The following is a 19696-nucleotide window of genomic DNA, read 5'->3' as shown; positions in this document are numbered from 1 at the left end:
TCGTTGGCATATTCCGAATTGCCATCCAGTGGCTGGCATATTCCGGATCTCCACCTATTAGTAGGCATATTCCGCATCCCTATTCGTAGGATTCGAGTGGTGAGCTGTGGTGGTCCCCGGTATTGATGTGAGCTAAGATCATCCGGGTGCGAAATGGGGGAGTGCGTGATGTGGATCGGTCAGCGCCTGCGCGGTGGGTTTGACTTTGTTGCTTTGCTTGGTGTTTCGCCCTGGTGCACCGGTACGTGCGGTCGAGCGCCGCTGGCCTGCTCCGGCTGACGACACTCTCGCACCAGACCTCGGCGGAACGAGCTATCGGCTCGTTCCCGCGCTGCGCACCGACGGCATGTCAGCACGTCGTTGCGCGTCCGTGCATTCGCACGTCAGATGATTTGCCGGTCTCTTTCGACCCCTTGCCAATTCGAGCGATCGTGCCAAGTTCGCTCCACTGCGCCCGACCCGAGGAATCGACGATGGTGAACTCGCAGAATCCTGCTTCCGGAAACAAGGTCGCGCTCATCGGCATCGGCTGCCGGTTTCCCGGCGGCGCCTCAGATCACCGGACCTTCTGGCAGAACCTGGCCGACGGCAAGGACTGCATCGTGCCGACCCCGGTCGACCGGTATGACGTGGGGACCCTCGGTAGCCGGGACAAGACCAAGCCGGGGCGGCTGGTCGGTGGGCGCGGCGGCTATATCGACGGGTTCGACGAGTTCGACCCGGCGTTCTTCGGGATCAGCCCGCGCGAGGCCGAGCACATGGACCCGCAGCAGCGCAAGCTGCTGGAGGTCGCGTGGGAGGCGCTGGAGGACGGCGGTCAGAAGCCGGCGGCACTGGCCGGCCGCGACGTCGGTGTCTTCGTGGGTGCGTTCACACTGGACTACAAGATCCTCCAGTTCGCCGATCTCGGCTTCGAAACGCTGGCCGCGCACACCGCCACCGGCACGATGATGACGATGGCGTCCAACCGCATCTCCTACTGCCTGGACCTGCGCGGGCCGAGCGTCTCCATCGACACCGCCTGCAGTTCCTCGCTGGTGGCGGTGCACCTGGCGTGCCAGAGCCTGCGCCGTGGGGAGAGCAGCCTCGCGCTGGCCGGCGGCACGCTGCTGCACATGGCACCGCAGTACACGATCGCGGAGACGAAGGGTGGTTTCCTCTCCCCGGACGGCCGTTCCCGCACCTTCGACGCTTCGGCGAACGGTTACGTGCGGTCCGAGGGCGTCGCGGTGGTCGCGCTGAAACTCCTCGACGACGCGCTGCGCGACGGCGACCCGATCCACGCGGTGATCACCGCCAGCGGCGTCAACCAGGATGGCCGCACCAACGGCATCACGGTGCCGAACGCGGACGCGCAGGTCAGGCTGATCGCGCAGGTCTGCGCCGAGGCGGGCATCAGCCCCGGCGCGCTCCAGTACGTCGAGGCGCACGGGACTTCCACCCCGGTGGGCGATCCGATCGAGGCCAACGCGCTCGGGCAGGCGCTGTGGATCGGCCGGAAACCGGGGGAGAAGTGCTACATCGGCTCGGTCAAGACGAACATCGGGCACACCGAGTCGGCGGCCGGGATGGCCGGGCTGATCAAAACCGCGCTGTCGCTGAAGAACCGCAAGATCGCACCGCACATCAACCTCACGCGCATCAATCCCGGCATCGACCTGGCGGCCCAGCCGTACGAGATCCCGGATCGGCTGATCGACTGGCCCGAGCACGACGGCCCGGCCCGCGCCGGTGTGAACTCGTTCGGCTTCGGCGGCACGAACGCCCACGTCGTGCTGGAGGAAGCGCCCCCACGACCGGAGGCCGAGCGTCCGCCCGCGCACCGCACGCACCGCATCCTGCCGCTGACGGCGCAGGATCCGGCGGCGCTTCCGGAACTGGCGGCGCGCATCGCGGCCCGGCTCGACGAGGTCGACCCGACCGACCTCGGGCACACCCTGGCGCACCGCCGCCAGCACCACGACCACCGGGTGTCCATTGTGTATTCCTCGAAGGAGGAACTTGCCCGGCGGCTGGCCGACTGTGCGCGGGGTGATGCTCATCCGCGGGTGCTTTCCGGCCAGCTGCGCGAGGAGCGGCGGCTGGTGTGGGTGTTCACCGGCATGGGGCCGCAGTGGTGGGCTATGGGACGGCAGCTGCTGGCTAGCGAGCCCGTCTTCCGGGAGGCGGTCGAACGCTGCGACCGGGAGATCAACCGCATCGCAGGCTGGTCGCTGCTCACCGAACTCACCGCCGACGAGGTGGACTCGCAGATGGCCGAGACGTGGCTGGCGCAGCCGGCGAACTTCGCCGTGCAGGTCGGGCTGGCCGCGCTGTGGCGGCACTACGGGGTGCGGCCGGACGCGATCGTCGGGCACAGCACCGGCGAAGTTGCGGCGTTCTACGAGGCCGGGGTCTACAGCCTGGCCGATGCGGTGCGGATCATCGTCCACCGCAGCCGGCTCCAGCAGAAGCTCGTCGGCACGGGCACGATGCTCGCCGTGAGCCTCACCGAGCCCGATGCGCAGCGGCGGGTGCGGCCCTTCGGGGACCGGGTGTCGGTGGCGGCGATCAACGGTCCCACCACGTGCACCCTCGCCGGGGACGAGGACGCGCTCGCACAGCTCGCCGACGAGCTGCGCGAGGAGCAGATCTTCGCGAAATTCCTGGCTGTCCGCGTGCCCTACCACAGCGCGCGCATGGAACTGATCAAGGACGAGCTGCTGTCCTCTTTGGATGGCCTGCGGCCGAATCCGGCGCTGGTCCCGCTCTACCTGACCGGCCAGGAGGGCATCGCGGACGGCACCGAGCTGGACGCCGGCTACTGGTGGCGCAACGTCCGCGACAGCGTCCGCTTCCGGGCGGCGGTGGACCGTCTCGCCGACGACGGGTATCGGCTGTTCCTGGAGATCGGCCCCCATCCGGTTCTGGCGCACTCGATCCGGGAATGCCTGCTGGACAAGCAGGTCGAAGGCACCACGGTGCCGTCCATCCGCCGCGGCGAAGACGAGGCCGAGCGGTTCGCAGCGTCCCTGGCGACCCTGCACAACTTCGGTGTCGACATCGCCTGGGACGTGCTCGAACCCGCGGGCCGGGCGGTTTCGCTGCCGGCCTACCCGTGGCGTCGCGACCGCTACTGGGTGGAGCCCGCGCCGGTCGCGCAGGTGCGGCTCGGACGCGTCGACCACCCGCTGCTCGGTCGGCGCCTGCCCACCGCGAACCCCGGCTGGGAGGCGAGCCTCGACATCGAGTCGACGCCTTACCTGCGCGACCACCGCATCCAGGGCGACGTGGTGTTCCCCGCCGCCGGCTACCTGGAGATGGCGGCGCAGGCGGTGCGGGCCATGACCGGCGGCACCGCTGTCGCGTTGGCCGACATCGAACTGCGGAAGGCGCTGTTCCTGCCGGAGAACGAGGCGAGGCGGGTGCAGCTGTCCTGCTCCGGCGACGCCGCGTTCACCATCGCGACGGTGAACGGCGAGGACCGCCATGCCGTGCACGCCACCGGGGCGTTGCGCGCCGTCCAGCCGAGCCCGCCGGGTGCGGCGCTGGACGCGGACGCGATCCGCGCGCGATGCCCGCGGCGCCTCGACGGCCCGGACTGCTACGCGGCGTTGGCCGGGCTCGGCTACCACTACGGCCCGGCGTTCCAGGCCATCGAGCAGGTCTGGATCGGGCCGGACGAGGCGCTCGCCCGCATCCGGCCGACCGAAGCGCTCGGCGACACCGCGGGCCACCACTTCCACCCGGCGCTGCTGGACGCGTGCTTCCAGACGTTGCTGACCCCGCTGATCGCCGAGGACGTTGCGGGAACCGGCATCCGGCTGCCGCTGTCCATCGCCGATGTGCGGACCGGGCCGATCGGCGACCAGCCGATCTGGGCGCACGCCACGATCGTGCGCCGCGACGGCGACGAACTCGTCGGCGACCTCACCGTGTACGCCGAGGACGGAACAGTGCTCGGCCACATCGAGGGATTCCGCGCCGCCGACATCGAGCAGGTGCCGGCCGGCGTCGCACCGGCCACAATGGACAATTGGCTGCTCGTGCCGACCTGGGTGCCCGCCCGGGACTTGCCCGGCCGCGCCGATGCGCCCGGCGACCTGCTGATCCTCGCCGATTCGCAGGGCATCGGTGACGAACTCGCCGCGCAGGCGCGCGCCCGGGGAGGGCGCTGCCACCTGGTGCGCGTGGGGGAGGAGTACCGGCGAGGCGAGCGTGAATCGACGGTCGTGCCGGGCAACGCAGCCGACCTGCGCCGCCTGCTCACCGAACTGCCCGGTTCCTTCGACGCCGTGGTGCACCTGTGGAACCTGGACCGCCCGGCCTTCGAGTCCGCCGACGGCTCCGAACGCGCGCGGCAGCACACCACGGGGACCCACTCGCTGCTCGCCCTCGCGCAAGCGCTGCTCGCCGAACAGGTCCGGGCCAGGCTGCACGTCGTCACGCGCGGTGCCCAGGCGGTGTCCGACGGTGCCGAGGTCGAGCCGCTGGGCGCGCCGGCCTGGGGCATCGGCCGGGTGCTGTGGCAGCAGGAACTCACCGCGAACCGGGGCAAGCTGATCGATCTCGACCTCGCCGCAACGGATGTGGTCGCCGACGCGGCCGCGCTCCTGCGTGAGATCGCCGCCGCCGACGAGGAGGACGCCGACGAGGAGGAGATCGCGCTTCGCGGCGACCGCAGGCACACCAGCCGCCTCGCCCGGCCCGACGACCTGCTCAACCCGCTTCCGCTGCGGCTGCGGGCCGACGGCAGCTACCTGGTCACCGGCGCGTTCGGCGCGCTCGGCCGGCTCGTGTGCCGGACGCTGGCCAAGCGCGGAGCCCGCCGCCTGATCCTGGTCGGCCGCACCGAACTGCCCGCCCGCGACCAGTGGTGCGACATCGGCCCGGACACCGCGATCGGCCAGAAGGTGGCCCTGGTCAAGGAGTTGGAGGCGCTCGGCGCGCAGCCGGTCCCGGTGTCGCTGGACGTCGCCGACGAGACCGCCTTCGGCGCCTGGCTCGCCGGCCACCGGCGCCAGGGCCTGCCGCCCATCCGCGGGGTTTTCCACCTCGCGGGCAACGTCGAAGACGTGCTGCTGCCGGAGATGGACCGGCAGACGTTCGACAGCGTGCACGATCCGAAGACCGTCGGTGCCGCCGTGCTGCACCGGCAGCTGCGCGACGAACCGCTCGACCACTTCGTGCTGTTCGCCTCGATCGCTTCGGTGCTGACCACGGCAGGCCAGACGAACTACGCGGCGGGCAACGCGTTCCTCGACGCGCTGGCCCACCACCGGCGGTCGCTCGGGCTCCCGGCGCTGAGCATCGACTGGGGTCCGTGGGCGACCGGCATGATCGCCGAACTCGGCCTGGTCGAGCACTACCGCAACAGCCGGGGCATGAGCTCGCTGTCGCCGGAGGCCGGGATGGCGGTGCTCGAGCGGGTCATCGGCGAGGACCGCGCCCAGCTGCTGGTGGCCACGATCGTCGACTGGCCGACGTTCCTGTCCTGGTACCCCGCGCCGCCGCTGCTGGTCGCCGATCTCGCCGCCGAAGCGGCCTCCGAGTCCGATGTGGACGGAAATTTCCTGGAGGAGTTCCACGGCACCGCGCCGGACCGGCGCCGACAGCTGCTCGCCGGGCACTTCTGTGAGCTGGTCGCCGCGGTGCTCCGGGTTCAGCCCGCCCAGATCGACGAGACGGCGGGCCTCAACGCGCTGGGACTGGACTCGCTGCTGGCGATGGAACTCCGCGCCCGCATGCAAACCGAGTTCGGCGTGGCGCTGCCGGTGGTGGCGCTGCTGGGCAGCGCGCCGGTCGGCGAACTCGTCGACCGGCTGCACGACCAGCTGGCCGCCGCGGGCAACGACGCGGGCACCGGCGCGGAGGTCGAGGAGTTCCACGACCAGCGGCAGTACCCGTTGACGCAGAACCAGCAGGCCCTGTGGTTCCTCAAGCAGCTCAACCCGGACGGCTTCGCCTACAACATCGGCGGCGCGGTGGAGGTGCGCACCGAACTCGACCCGGACCTGATGTTCGAGGCTTACCGGGCGATGCTGGAACGGCACCCCAGCCTGCGGGCGAACTTCGTCCTCGTCGACGGCGAACCGGTGCAGCGGATCTCCTCGGCGATCAAGCCGGACATCGAGCTGTTCGACGTCCGCGACGAGTCCTGGGACGACATCTACCAGCTGATCATCCGCGAGTACCGCAAGCCCTACGACCTCGAGAACGACCCGCTGGTGCGCTTCCGGCTGTTCCGGCGCGGCCCGGACCGCTGGGTGATCACCAAGGCCGTGCACCACATCGTCTCCGACGCGATCTCGACGTTCACCTTCATCGAAGAACTGCTCGCGGTCTATGAGGCGTTGCGGGCCGGCCGCCGCGCCGAACTGCCCCCGGCGACCGCCACCTACCTGGACTTCCTCAACTGGCAGAACCGGTTCCTGGCCAGCCAGGACGCGCAGCGGATGCTCGACTACTGGCGGCAGGCGCTGCCCGCCGAGCCGCCAGTGCTGAACCTGCCCACCGACAAGCCTCGCCCGGCCGTGCAGACCAACAACGGCGCCTCCGAGTTCTTCGTCCTCGACGAGGAGCTGACCGCGCGGGTGCACGCGCTGGCGCGCGAGCACGACGTGACCGTGTTCGTGGTCCTGCTCGCCGCCTACTACCTGCTGCTGCACAGCTACTCGGGGCAGGACGATGTGATCGTCGGCAGCCCGGTGAGCGGCCGGACGCAGGACGAGTTCGCCTCGGTGTACGGCTACTTCATCAACCCGCTGCCGTTGCACGTGAGCCTGTCCGGGGAGCCGACCGTCGGAGAACTGCTGGCCCGCACCCGCGACACCGTCCTCAACGGGCTGGACAACCAGGAGTACCCGTTCGTGCTGCTGGTCGACGAGCTGGGCGGGGCGCACGACCCGAGCCGGTCGGCGCTGTTCCAGGCCATGTTCATCCTGCTCACCCACAAGGTTGCCACCGAGAAGTACGGCTACCGGCTGGAGTACGTCGAACTGCCGGAGGAGGAAGGGCAGTTCGACATCACGCTGTCGGCCTACGAGGACGAAGCGGACCGGCGCTTCCACTGCGTCTTCAAGTACAACTCCGACCTGTTCCACCCCGAGACGATCCGGCGCCTGGCCGCGCACTACCGCAACCTGGTCGGGTCGCTGACCCGCACTCCCGCCGCCGAACCCATCACGCACGTGCGGATGCTCGACGCCGCCGAATCCGAGCAGCTGCTGGAGAAGTTCAGCGGCCGCGACCGGCAGGCGACCGGTGATGTGCCGGTGCACCGGTTGATCAGCGAAATGGCCGCCGAGCGGCCCGATGCGATCGCCGTTTCGGTGCCGTCGGAAACCGGAGAGGTACGGCGACTCAGCTACGCGGAGCTCGAACGCGAGTCCCGGGGCATCGCGCACCGGTTGCGCGAACTCGGCGTCTCCGACGGCGCGATCGTGGCGCTGTGCATGGACAAATCACCCGAGCTGATCGTCACGCTGCTCGCGGTGCTGCGCGCCGGCGCCGCCTATCTGCCGCTGGACCCCGACTACCCGGCGGAGCGGCTCGCCGACATGGTGCGCGGCGCCGGCGTCGGCCTGGCCGTCGTCGACGACGCTCACCGGGACCGGCTGGCCGGAGTGGACGTCGTGCTGACACCGGCAGAGCTGCGTTGCGAGGCCGGGGCGGAAGCCTCGGACGGCCCGGCCGACCTCGATTCGACCGCCTACGTCATCTACACCTCCGGCTCGACCGGCCGCCCGAAGGCCGTGCGGGTCAGCCACCGCAACCTGTCCTCGGCGTACCGGGCGTGGCACGCGGAATACCGTCTCGACGAGGACGTCCACGTGCACCTGCAGCTGGCGAGCTTCGCTTTCGACGTGTTCACCGGCGATCTGGTGCGGGCGCTGTGCTCCGGCGCAACCCTGGTGCTGATCAACCGCGAGCTGCTGTTCAACACCGCCCGGCTGTACGAGACGATGCGCGCGGAGCGCGTCGACTGCGCCGAATTCGTGCCCGCCGTCGTGCGCGGCCTGATGGGGCACTGCGAGCGGACCGGCGAACGCCTCGACTTTATGCGCCTGCTGGTCGTCGGCTCTGATGCGTGGAAGGTCGAGGAGTACCAGCGGTTGCGCGAACTGTGCGGCCCGGCCACCCGCGTGATCAATTCCTACGGGCTCAGCGAGGCCACCATCGACAGCGCCTGCTTCGAAGGCCCGGCCGACCACCTCGCGCCGAGCCAACTGGTCCCCATCGGCCGGCCGCTGCCCAACAGCAGGCTCTACATCCTCGACCGGCATGACCAGCCGGTGCCGCCGGGCGTGCCGGGCGAGCTGTGGGTCGGCGGCGACGGCGTGGCCACCGGCTACCTCGGCGACGACGAGCAGACCGCGCAGCGGTTCGTCACCCACGCCTTCGGGCCGGAACCGGTGCGGCTGTACCGCACCGGCGATCTGGCCCGCTGGGACGCCGACGGCACCGTGCACCTGCTCGGGCGCGCGGACGCGCAGATCAAGGTGCACGGCCACCGCATCGAGACCGGCGAGATCGAGACACGGCTGGTGGCCTGGCCGGGACTCGCGCAGTCGGTCGTCACGGCACGGCCGGACGCCGACGGGAACAGCGTGCTGTGCGCCTACTGCGTGCCCGCCGACGGCGCGACGCTGGACCGCCGGGCGCTGCGCAGGCACCTCGCCGAATACCTGCCGACGTTCATGATCCCGTCGCACCTCGTCGAGGTCGCCGCCTTGCCTCTCACCCCCAACGGCAAGGTCGACATCGCCGCGCTGCCCGAGCCCCGACCCGCCCAGGACGAAGCCGACGACGAACCGGTGACCCTGTTCGAGGAGCGCATGGCCGAGCACTGGAAGTCGGTGCTGGGCCTGGAGCAGGCCGGGCTTCGGGACGACTTCTTCGAGATCGGCGGCAGTTCGATCAGGCTGATCGAGCTCATCCACCACCTGCAGGCCGAGTTCAACATCAGCATCCCGGTCAGCCAGCTGTTCAAAAGCACCACGCTGCACGGCATGGCCACCACGCTGGAGCACATCATCATCGGCCGGATCGGCGGGGCCCAGCCCTACCTGACCTTCAACAACGGCGGTGACCCGCTGTTCTGCTTCCCGCCGGCCGGCGGGCACGGGCTGGTCTACCGGCGGTTCGCCGCGCACCTGCCGGCTCGCCGCATCGTCGCGTTCAACTACCTGACCGGCGACGACAAGGTGCGCCGCTACGCGGATCTGGTCGAGGACGGCCAGCCCGACGGCAGGTGCGTCCTGCTCGGCTACTCGCTCGGCGGCAACCTCGCCTTCGAGGTGGCCGGGGAGCTGGAGCGGCGCGGCCGCGAAGTGTCCGATGTGGTCATCATGGACTCCTACCGGATCGGCGAGTCCTTCCAGCTCGGCGAGGAACACCTCGACGCGTTCGAGCACGAGCTCGCCGAACATCTTCGCAAGCACACCGGATCCGAGGTGGTCGCCGCGGAAACCCGTGAACAAGCCAGGGACTACCTGCACTACTGCAGCCGAACACCGAACACCGGGACGGTCCGGGCCGCGGTGAGCGTGATCTCCGACCACGACAAGGCCGAGTACTACGCCGCCGACGCCCCGGGCAGCTGGCACGGCAGCTCCGCCACGCGCAGCGACGTGCACCGCGGCTCCGGCAGCCACGCGGAAATGCTCGACGAGGCGCACCTCCCGGCAAACGCGGGCCTGGTGCGCGAGATCCTGGCGGGAGGTGCGGGCAATGACGCGTGACAACGGTGCGGCCGGCAAGCCGAGCGTCATCATCATCGGTGGGGGAGTCGCGGGCCTGGCGGCCGGCTGCTACGCGCAGATGAGCGGGATGGACACCCGCATCCTGGAGAAGCACGTGCTGCCCGGAGGCTGCTGCACGGCGTGGTCGCGCGAGGGCTACATCTTCGACTACTGCATCGAGTGGCTGATCGGCACCGCGCCCGGCAACGAAGCCAACCAGATCTGGCGCGAGCTCGGCGCGCTCGACGGCAAGGCGATCACCAACTTCGAGATGTTCAACCGCGTCGTGGACGAGAACGAACGCGAGGTGACCTTCTACAACGACCCGGACCGGCTCCAGCGGCACCTGCTGGAGGTCTCGCCCGCCGACGCGCAGCTGATCAAGTCGTTCTGCCGGGACCTGCGGCGCTTCCTGCGGCTCGACGTCTTCCCGTTCCTGAAGCCGCCGCCGCTGAAGACGCTGCCCGAGAAACTGGACATGCTGCGGAAGGTGCTCCCGGCGTTCTTCCTCTTCTGGCGCACCTCGGCGACGCAGATGGAGGACTTCACCGCGAAGTTCCGGGATCCGCTGCTGCGGCGGGCGTTCCCCAACGTCTTCTTCCAGGACCACGAATGCTTCCCGCTGCTGCCGTACCTGTACAACATCGCCTGCGCCTACCACGGAAACGCGGGCTTCCCGCAGGGCGGCTCGCTGGGGCTGGCACGGTCCATCGAGAACCGCTACACCGAGCTCGGCGGCGAGATCAGCTACCGCGCCCGCGTGGCGCGCGTTCTGGTCGAGGACGACCGGGCCGTCGGCGTGGAACTGAAAAACGGCGACCGGTTCTACGCCGATCACGTCATCTCGGCCTGCGACGGGAACACCACGATCTACCGCTTCCTGGACGGCAAGTACACCAGCCCGGCCATCGACAAGCTCTACACCGAGATGCTCGGCAAACCAGGCGTCGTGTACCCGAGCATGGTCTCGGTGTTCGTCGGCGTCGACGGAGATCTGCCACCCGAAACCCCGCACAGCACCACCTACCTGCTGTCCGGACAGGACGCCGCAGCACTGCCGCGCGTCCTGCAGGACAGCCTCGTGGTGCAGCTGCGCTCCCGCTACTGGCCCGGGTGCGCGCCGCCGGGCAAAGCACTGTTGCACTGCACCTACTTCAGCGAATTCGGGTACTGGCGCGAGCTGCGCACCCGCAACCGCCGCGGGTACTGGGCGGAGAAGCGCAAGGTGGCCGAGTTCATGCGCGGGTTCCTGGAGAAGCGCTTTCCCGGCATCGGCGGACGCATCGAGGTCGTCGACGTGGCCACGCCGACGACCAACCACCGCTACACCGGCAACCACAACGGCAGCATCCTCGGCTGGATGGGCTTCACCGAAGCCGACGACCTGGCGACCGAACTGGTCGAAAAGCAGCGGATGCGGCTGCCGGGGCTGGCCGGTTTCTCGATGGCGGGCCAATGGGTCGGCGGCGGCGGGCTGATCAAGGCCGCCGCCAGCGGACGATTCGTCACCCAATACCTGTGCGAGGAGCTCCGCATCCCGTTCCAGGCATGGGAAAGCACCGGTGGTCGGGCCTGGTGCCCGGACATGCTCGGCCACCTTCCCCAACTCGACGTCCGGCCCATGCAGTTGACCGAGGAGGCCTGAACATGTCGCGGCAAACCATGATCATCATCGGCGGCGGGCTCGGCGGCCTGTCCACCGGCTGCTACGCGCAGATGAACGGCTACCGCAGCCGGATCTTCGAAATGCACGAGATCCCAGGCGGCTGCTGCACCGCCTGGGACAAGGGCGATTTCACGTTCGACTGCTGCGTGAGCTGGCTGCTCGGTAACGGTCCGGGCAACGAGATGCACCAGATCTGGCTGGAACTCGGCGCCCTGCAGGGCAAGCAGATGCGCCACTTCGACGTCTTCAACATCGTGCGCGGCCGCGACGGCCGCGCCGTCTACTTCTACTCCGACCCGGACCGGCTGCAGGCGCACCTGCTCGACCTCTCGCCGGCCGACGCGCGGCTGATCCGGGACTTCTGCAACGGACTGCGCAAGTTCCGCAAGCTGCTGTCGGTTTACCCCTTCCTGAAGCCGGTCGGCCTGATGGGGACCTTCGAACGCTGGCGGATGCTGGCGTCCTTCGCGCCCTACTTCAACCTCATCCGCAAATCGATAGGCACGCTGATGACGGACTACTCCGCGAAGTTCCGCGATCCGCTGCTGCGGGAGGCGTTCAACTTCATCCTCTACGAGAAGCACCAGGCGTTCCCGGTGCTGCCGTTCTACTTCCAGCTGGCGGCGCACGCGAACGGTTCGGCCGGGGTGCCCGAGGGCGGATCGCTGGGCCTGGCGGAGTCGATCGAACGGCGCTACCGCCGGCTAGGCGGCGAGATCACCTACCACGCGAAGGTCGAGGAGGTGCTGGTCGAGAACGACCGCGCGGTGGGGGTGCGGCTCAGCGACGGGTCCGAGTTCCGGGCCGACATCGTGGTGTCGGCCTGCGACGGCCACACCACGACGATGAAGCTGCTCGGTGGCCGCTACCTGACCGACACCCACCGCGAGCTCTACACCAGCACGATCAACGAGCCGGGCATGATCTTCCCGGGGTACTTCGCGCTCTTCCTCGGCCTGGACCGGCCCTTCCCGGACGGCGAGCCGTGCACCACCCACCTGCTCGACGGGGCGCTGGCCGGCGAGCTGATCGGCATCCGGCACCCCAGCATCAACGTCCAGTTCCGCAGCTCGCACTACCCGGAGCTGGCACCGCACGGGAAGACCATCGTCTACGCCACCTACTTCTGCGACATCGAGCCGTGGCGCGCGCTGTCCACCGGCCCGGAGCAGGCCACCCGGATACGCAAGGGCGAGCCGCGGCACACCCTCTCGGTGCGCCGCGGCACCGCGTACTACGCGGCGAAGCGCCAGGTGAAGAACGTGATCGTGGACTTCCTGGACCAGCGCTACCCGGGCCTGAAGGACGCGGTGGTCGTCCGCGACATCTCCACACCGCTGACCCAGGTCCGCTACACCGGCAACTACGACGGCACGGTGCTCGGCTGGCAGCCGTTCGTCGAGGGCGGCGAGACGATGGAGAAGGTGATCAAGAAGCACGGACCGCGACTGCCCGGGCTGGAGAACTTCTACCTGTCCGGGGTGTGGGCCACCACCGGCGGGCTCATCCGGGCCGCGGCGGCGGGCCGGCAGGTCATGCAGTTCGTCTGCCGCGACGACGGCAGGGAGTTCACCGCGAGCGTCGACGACAACGCCCCCGCGCCGACCCACCTGGTGATCCCGGTCAGGCCCGACGCCGCTGCGCGGTCGGCCGAACACCAGCACACCGGGGCCATGACCCAATGCCGCTTAGCTTGAGTTGATCTTGTTGTTGGTGGCGGGGATGATCTCGGGTGTGGTGGATGATGGCGTGGTGGCTGGTGCCCGGTTGACGGATCTGGTTTCGCTGGGGGTGCTGGCCTCGTCGGTTCCTCGGGATGTGGTCGATGAAGTGATCGTCGCGGCGGGGCGGCAGGCCAAGCGCTCGGATGGGAAGCTTCCGCCGCACGTCATGGTGTATTTCGTGATGGCGATGGCGTTGTTCGCCACGGAGGATTATGAGGAAGTCGCGGCCCGGCTGACCGATACGCTGGCGGCGTGGGGCTGCTGGGATCAGCAGTGGAGTCTGCCTACTTCGGGTGGGATCACCCAGGCTCGTCAGCGGTTGGGGGCCGAGCCGCTTGCGGAGTTGTTCGCCCGGGTCGCGGTCCCGGTGGCCGGGGAGCTGACCCGGGGTGCGTTTCTCGGGCCGTGGCGGTTGATGGCCATCGACGGGTTCGAGTGGGATGCACCGGACACCAAGGCCAACGGCGCGGAGTTCGGATACGGCGGCTCGGGGGAGAGCCGGTCGGCGTTTCCGAAGGTCCGTGTGGTGTCGGTCAGCGAGTGCGGCTCGCATGCGATGGTGGACGCTGAAATCGGTGGGGTCACCGGCAAGGGCAGCGGGGAACAGACCCTGGCGAGGCGATTGTACGGGCGCCTGCAGCCTGGCTGGTTGCTGATCGCCGACCGCAACTTCTACACCTGGCAGGACTGGTGCACCGCGGCTGACACGGGTGCGGAGCTATTGTGGCGCGTCAAGTCCAACACGAGGCTGCCGGTGCTGGGATCGCTGTATGACGGCTCCTACCGCTCGGTGCTGATCGAGGCGAAAATCCGGGGCAGGGCACGGCAAGCGCTCATCGACGCCGCCGCCCGCGGCGAGGATCTCCCTCCTGATCAGGCCAGGATTGTGCGGGTCGTGGAATACACGGTGCCCGACCGCGACGGCAACGGCAAGGGCGAACTGATCCGGCTGATCACCACTATCACCGACCCCACCGCAGCGCCGGCGGCGGCGTTGGCCGAGAGCTACCACCACCGCTGGGAACACGAAACCGCCAACGGACAGATCAAAACCGTCCTGCGCGGACCGGGAAGAGTGCTGCGGTCGAAAAGCCCCGACATGGTCCGCCAGGAGCTCTACGGCTACCTGCTCACCCACTACGCGATCAGCGCGCTGATCTGCCGGGCGGCCACCGAAGCCGACATCGACCCCGACCGGGTCAAATTCACCCGCACCGTCCGCATCGTCCGCCGCCGGATCGCCGATCCGGCGGCTTTTTCCCCCTGAACACCAGAAACGATCTCTGGCCGCTATCACCTCCGACATCACCGCCGCCCGCAACCTCAATCCCCGCCGCCGCCACCGCAGCTACCCCCGCGTGATCAAACGCGGCCGCCACAACGCCTACCGAGTCAAAAAACCCACCGACACCGGAACCCGCCACGACAGCCCGCCCAGCATCCAACTCACCCACACAGCAGCATGATCAAAATAGGCTAAGCGGCATTGGGCCATGACCTGACAACGCGCCCCCCAGCAGGGGGCGCGTCCGCCGTATCGGATCACCACATGACCGGCAGCGAATCCAGGCCGTGGGTCAGGTGGCCGGAGCGGAACCCGGGCTCGGCGGCCAGCCGCAGCCCGGGGAACCGGCCGAGCAGAGCGGGAAGCGCGATCCGCATCTGCAGGCGGGCCAGCGGCGCACCGATGCAGTGATGCGGTCCGTGCCCGAACGCGACGTGCCGCGACGCCGGACGGGTGATGTCCAGCTCGTCCGGCCGCACCACGAAATCCGGGTCGCGGTTGGCGGCGGGCAGCGAGCACATCACGAGGTCACCGGCGTTGATCGTTCGCCCGGCGATCTGCACCTGCCGGGTGGCGACCTTCGCGGTGGTGTTGTGGAGAATGGACAACCAGCGCAGCAGCTCTTCGATCGCGGCGTCTACCAGCCCGGGGTCCCGCCGCAGCATGTCGAGCTGCTCGGGGTGCCGCAGCAGGGCGAACGTACCCAGCGCGAGCATGTTCGACGTGGTCTCGGACCCGGCCAGCAGGAGCAGGCTGGCCAGGCCGACGAGTTCCGCGTCGTCGAGCTCGACGTGCCGGCTCACCAGCCGTCCCAGCAGCCCGTCGCCGGGCTCAACCCTGTTGCGGGCGACGAGCTTTGCCATGTAGGCGTGCGATTCGGCCTGCAGCGCGGCGCGTTCCGCATTGGACGTGGCGATGTCGAGAAAGCCGTCGGTGCGCTTCTGGAAGTCCTCGCGGTCCTCGTGCGGGACGCCTAGGAGCTCGCAGATGACCAGCACCGGAACCGGGTTGGTCAAGGCGGGAACGAGGTCGCCTGGCGCGCCGGAGAGCTCCAGGGCGTCGAGGTGATCGTTGACGATCCCGGTGATCCGCGGCTCCAGCCGGCGCAGCCGACGGGCCGTGAACTCCGGTGCGACGGTCCGGCGCAGCCGGGTGTGCTCGGGCGGGTCGGAAGCGAGCAGGTTGAGCGTCGCGCGAATGGCGTTCGCATCGTCGCCGGGCTCCGGTGCTTCGGACTCCAGGATGCCGGCCTGCATGGTGTTGCTGAAGCTCTCCCAGTCGGAAAGTACGCTGCGGACGTCCGCGTAACGGGTGATCAGCCACGTGTCCACGCCGAAACCGCTGGTGATCCGGACGATGCCGTCGTGCTGCCGCAGCGAGCTGAGTTCGGGAACCGGGTCGAACCCGGTCCGCCGCATGTGGATCGGGATTTCCTGCGATCGTTGCACCGCATCTCCTTCTGCCGGGGGCTCGTCGCGAACATAGCGAAGCGGGCGCGCCTCGACATCTACATTGGACACTTCTGGGTGGACAAGGGAATTTTCCTTGCAGAGTAATGGATTCGACTGTAAGACTTGCGCGGGACATATCTTATCGGATTGGAGTGGAGGCGACGTGGGCAATGGTGCGACCCGGACCGCGGTAGGCCCGATCGCGTTCGTCGCGGTCGATCAGCGCGACGGCAACCCGCTGGTGCGCGACGAACTGGCCCAGCGGTTCCTGCCCGCTGGGGTGCGGCCGCTCGTGGCGCTGACCAGGTTCCGGCCGGTCCGCCGATGGCTGATCAACGCGACCGAGCGGAAGATGCCGGGAATCTGGGCGAGCACGCTGTGCCGGAAGTGCTACATCGACGACAGGTTCGCGGACGCCGTGAGCGCGGGCGTCGAGGCCGTGGTGATCCTCGGTGCCGGCTTCGACACCCGCGCCCACCGGCAACCCGATCCGCAGCGCACCCGGATCTACGAGGTGGACCTGCCCGAGAACATCGACCGCAAGCGGAACCTGCTGCGCGGACGGCTCGGCGAATCCGTGGCGCTGGTGCCGGTCGATCTCGAATCCGGTGAGCTGCCGGCGGCGCTCTCGGCGCACGGTTACCGGCCCGAGCAGCCGACGTTGTTCATCGCGGAAGCCGTCACGCCCTACATGGCCGGGGAGTCGGTGCGCGCGATGTTCGAGTTCCTGGGGTCGGCAGCCACCGGCAGCCGGCTCGTGTGCACCTTCCTCCGCGAGGACTTTCTCGACGGGACATCGCTGCGCGGTGGCGAGGCGCTGCACGAGGAATACGTGGTCAGGCGCAAGCTCTGGCGCTTCGGGCTCGACCCCGAGCAGATCGGAGACTTCCTCGCGGGCTACGGCTGGCGGCAGGTCGAGCAGCTGGGCCCGCAGGAGTACGCCGACCGCTATCTCGCACCGGCCGGCCGGAGCATGCCCGTGGCTGCACTCGAAACCGCCGTCTACGCCGAAAAGGACTGACCGCCAATCCGGGCAATCGAACAGCCCCGGGTGGCGTCCCGACGTCGCTGCGGGGCTGGTTCCTGCTGCGTGAGGGTTAGAAGCGGTTCGGCGATCTGTGTTGTTCTTTGTCTGTATGTGCTGTTTCGCGTAGGGCCTGCCTGTTGTGGTTCCCAGGGATGCGACAGTGGTGACACTGCGCCGACACAGATCTTACTGACTGTAGAATATGTGGTCTCGGTGCGTGATCAAAGCACTGGGCATGTCGGGTGCCGGGTGAGGCTGTTGTGGGTACGGTTTTTCAGGCGTATCGGTTCGTGCTGGATCCGACACCGGAGCAGGAAGTGGTGTTGCGGTCGAATTGTGGTGCGCAGCGGTTCGCGTTCAACTGGGGTTTGGGGTTGGTGAAGGCGAATCTGGCGCAACGCGAAGCCGAGCGCTCCTACGGCATCGCCGAGGAACTGCTCACTCCTGCAGTCTCGTGGTCGGCTTACGGTTTGCGGAAGCTGTGGAATCAGGTCAAGGACGCGATCGCTCCGTGCTGGACGGAGAATTCGAAGGAGACATATTCGTCGGGGCTGGCGGATCTGGCGCAAGGGCTGAAGAACTGGGCCGATTCCCGTAACGGCACCCGTAAGGGCGCGAAGGTCCGCTTTCCCCGGGGGAAGTCCAAGCACCGGGCGGTGTTGTCGTGCCGGTTCACCACCGGCGCACTCGGCCTGGTCGACACCGACCGCAGACGTGAAGCTACCCCGCATCGGGGTCGTGCGAACGCATGAGTCGACACGGAAGCTGTCGCGGCGGATCGATCAGGGCACGGCGCGGATTGTGTCGGCGACGGTGTCCTACAGGCGGGGCCGGTGGCAGGTGTCATTCTCTGTCGAAGTCACCCGCTCCGATCCCGCACCCACACAACCGGATGCGGTGTTGGGTGTGGATCTCGGTGTGAAGTCACTGGCGGTGCTGTCCACTGGGGACGTCATCCCGAATCCGAAGCATTTGGAGGTGGCGCTGGGGTAGTTACGGCGGCTGCACCATACGGGCAGTGGGTACCGCCACGGGAAGACCCAGACCCACCAGGTACGGGTCAACGCCCTGCCGCAAGGCGACGGCACAGGACACGTTTTCACACGTTTCCTGAACGGCTGCGTCGCCTCATGGGTGATGTTGAACCGGCTTTCGGGTCGTGGCGGCGATGCGGACACGATCACTGGCGCGTAGTGCGTTGTGGTGAGGTCAGGTAGGCCACGGCCATCTCGGTGGTCTCGTCGGCCCAGCTGGTCCAGGTCAACCCATCCGGCCAGGACTGGCAGGTGGCGGCCCGGTGCACGCACGAGCTGGTGATGGTGCGGGCGGCCACCCGCAGGGCCAGCCCGCGGTCCGCCCTGCGGATGTCGTCCCCGTACGGCTCGGCTGCCTCGGCGAGGGCGTCCTGGACGACCGCGAGCGCCTGCAGGCCGCGCTCGACCCCTTCCGCGCGTTGGCCGCTGAGCAGGTCGGGGAAGATCCGGTCGTGGTGGGAGAAGGTGCGCGCCATCGCGTGGGTGAACGCGGCGATCACGCCGTCCAGTCCGGGCTCCGCTGAACGGCGTGCCTCCGCGACACCGGTTTCCAGCTGGCCGAGCAGCTGGTCCTTGACCGCGTGAAGCAGTTGCTCCTTGCCGGTGAACCGCCGGTAGATCGCGCCAACGGACACACCGGCCTGCTCGGCGACCGCTGCGACCGTGAACTCCTCGATGCCGCCGGTGGCCAGCACGTGCTCGGCGGCGGCCAGCCAGGCTGCACCGACTTCTACCGCGACTGGGGGCCGCCAGGGCGGCATCTACACCAACGCCACCGAGAGTTGGTGGCAACGACAGATCATCCCGCAGCTGGGCGACGACCACGCCAGCATGCCCGACGACCTCAGATCACGCGAGCTGCTCGACGACTGGTACCGCGAGCGAACCGTCGACCTCGCCCAAGTGCGGGTGCCCGTGCTGTCGGCGGGGAACTGGGGCTCGATCCACCTGCATCTGCGCGGCAACATTGAAGGGTGGCTCGACGCCGCCTCCGAGTACAAATGGCTCGTGGTCCACGTCGGCTCCCACATCGACCCCTACTACGCGGACTGGGCCAAGGACCTCCAGTTGTGGTTCCTGCAACGCTTCCTCGGCGGCGACCAGACCGCGATGGACGGCGTCCCGCCCGTCCGGCTCGCGATCCGGCGCGGCCACGACGTCGAATGGCGCGACGAACAGAACTGGCCGCTTCCCCGCACACAGTGGCGCCAGCTTTACCTGGGGCAGAAGGAACTCAGCTGGCATCAGCCGGCCGAGGGCCGGGCGCCGTACCCGGCCACCTTCGATTTCACCGCCACCGAACGGCTGGAACTCACCGGCCCGCTCGCCCTGCGGCTGTGGGTCTCGCACATCGCCGGCGACCTGGACGTCTTCGTCCAACTCGAACAGTACGACGTCGACGGCCAGCGCATCCCCGCGATCGGTCCCGGCGGGGCAGCCACACCGGTGCCGATGGGCATCGGCTGGCTGCGCGCCTCCCACCGCAAACTCGACCCCGAACGCACCCTTGCGCACCGCCCGTGGCACAGCCACGACGAGATCCAGCCCCTCGAACCCGGCGTCCCAACCCTGCTCGAAGTGGAGATCTGGCCCATCTCCATCACACTCGAACCCGGGCAGCGCCTCCAACTGCGCGTCCAAGCCGACGACGACAACATGGGACTGCTCGCGCACAACGACCCAGGCGACCGCAGAAGCGGACACGGTGCCACCATCCACCTCGGCGGCGACCACGCCTCAAACCTGTACCTTCCGGTCATCCCCAACTGACACGGCAAACCGTGGTG

The 19696-nt window shown here is 68.7% G+C and carries 10 protein-coding genes; 8 read left to right on the top strand and 2 right to left on the bottom strand.

Translation table 11 applies throughout. The annotated features are described in order from the left end of the window. Positions 1 to 473: 473 nt before the first annotated feature. Genes FDZ84_RS36700 through FDZ84_RS36685 form a run of 4 tightly spaced genes read left to right on the top strand, consistent with a single transcriptional unit; the run spans position 474 to position 14379 of the window. Positions 474 to 9722 carry a non-ribosomal peptide synthetase/type I polyketide synthase gene (locus tag FDZ84_RS36700; RefSeq protein WP_168589576.1) on the top strand — a complete coding sequence of 3083 codons (9249 nt, stop codon included), beginning with the start codon at positions 474 to 476 and terminating at the stop codon, positions 9720 to 9722. Next, on the top strand, positions 9712 to 11367 hold the full coding sequence (locus tag FDZ84_RS36695) for an NAD(P)/FAD-dependent oxidoreductase (RefSeq protein ID WP_168589575.1): 1656 nt from the start codon (positions 9712 to 9714) through the stop codon (positions 11365 to 11367). The genes FDZ84_RS36700 and FDZ84_RS36695 overlap by 11 nt, the downstream gene beginning before the upstream one ends. Positions 11368 to 11369: 2 nt before the next feature. Beyond that, positions 11370 to 13085, top strand: a complete 1716-nt coding sequence (locus FDZ84_RS36690) for an NAD(P)/FAD-dependent oxidoreductase (RefSeq protein WP_210435354.1) — start codon at positions 11370 to 11372, stop codon at positions 13083 to 13085. A gap of 25 nt (positions 13086 to 13110) precedes the next feature. Next, positions 13111 to 14379, top strand: a complete 1269-nt coding sequence (locus FDZ84_RS36685; RefSeq protein WP_168587112.1) for an IS4 family transposase — start codon at positions 13111 to 13113, stop codon at positions 14377 to 14379. Between the two features lie 275 nt (positions 14380 to 14654). Here FDZ84_RS36685 and FDZ84_RS36680 read toward each other — a convergent pair whose 3' ends face one another. After that, the gene (locus FDZ84_RS36680) at positions 14655 to 15845 is read right to left on the bottom strand and encodes a cytochrome P450 (protein WP_210435353.1); all 1191 of its coding nucleotides are present in this window, start codon (positions 15843 to 15845) and stop codon (positions 14655 to 14657) included. A 166-nt stretch (positions 15846 to 16011) separates the two neighbouring features. Here FDZ84_RS36680 and FDZ84_RS36675 point away from each other — a divergent pair, with 166 nt between their 5' ends. The 3 genes from FDZ84_RS36675 (at position 16012) to FDZ84_RS38365 (ending at position 17868) form a co-directional block, all read left to right on the top strand. Beyond that, the gene (locus FDZ84_RS36675; protein WP_168589574.1) at positions 16012 to 16869 is read left to right on the top strand and encodes an SAM-dependent methyltransferase; all 858 of its coding nucleotides are present in this window, start codon (positions 16012 to 16014) and stop codon (positions 16867 to 16869) included. Positions 16870 to 17165: 296 nt separating this feature from the next. Continuing rightward, positions 17166 to 17627 carry a helix-turn-helix domain-containing protein gene (locus tag FDZ84_RS38370; protein ID WP_210435352.1) on the top strand — a complete coding sequence of 154 codons (462 nt, stop codon included), beginning with the start codon at positions 17166 to 17168 and terminating at the stop codon, positions 17625 to 17627. A gap of 88 nt (positions 17628 to 17715) precedes the next feature. Further along, positions 17716 to 17868, top strand: a complete 153-nt coding sequence (locus tag FDZ84_RS38365) for a transposase (RefSeq protein WP_210435351.1) — start codon at positions 17716 to 17718, stop codon at positions 17866 to 17868. Between the two features lie 187 nt (positions 17869 to 18055). Here the strand turns inward: FDZ84_RS38365 and FDZ84_RS36665 are convergent, their stop codons facing one another. After that, complete coding sequence (locus FDZ84_RS36665) at positions 18056 to 18604, bottom strand: TetR/AcrR family transcriptional regulator (RefSeq protein ID WP_246868683.1); 549 nt, start codon at positions 18602 to 18604, stop codon at positions 18056 to 18058. Between FDZ84_RS36665 and FDZ84_RS36660 the strand changes: the two genes are divergently transcribed. After that, a complete protein-coding gene (locus FDZ84_RS36660; RefSeq protein ID WP_246868682.1) occupies positions 18594 to 19679 on the top strand; it encodes a CocE/NonD family hydrolase C-terminal non-catalytic domain-containing protein in 1086 nt (361 codons plus the stop codon). The genes FDZ84_RS36665 and FDZ84_RS36660 overlap by 11 nt on opposite strands. The last annotated feature ends 17 nt before the right edge of the window (positions 19680 to 19696 follow it).

Source organism: Saccharopolyspora sp. ASAGF58, from assembly GCF_012277335.1.
GTDB classification, from domain to species: domain Bacteria; phylum Actinomycetota; class Actinomycetes; order Mycobacteriales; family Pseudonocardiaceae; genus Saccharopolyspora; species Saccharopolyspora hattusasensis.
The sequence above is the reverse complement of the archived record's forward strand: the minus strand, read 5'-3'. Positions and strand labels throughout refer to the sequence as shown.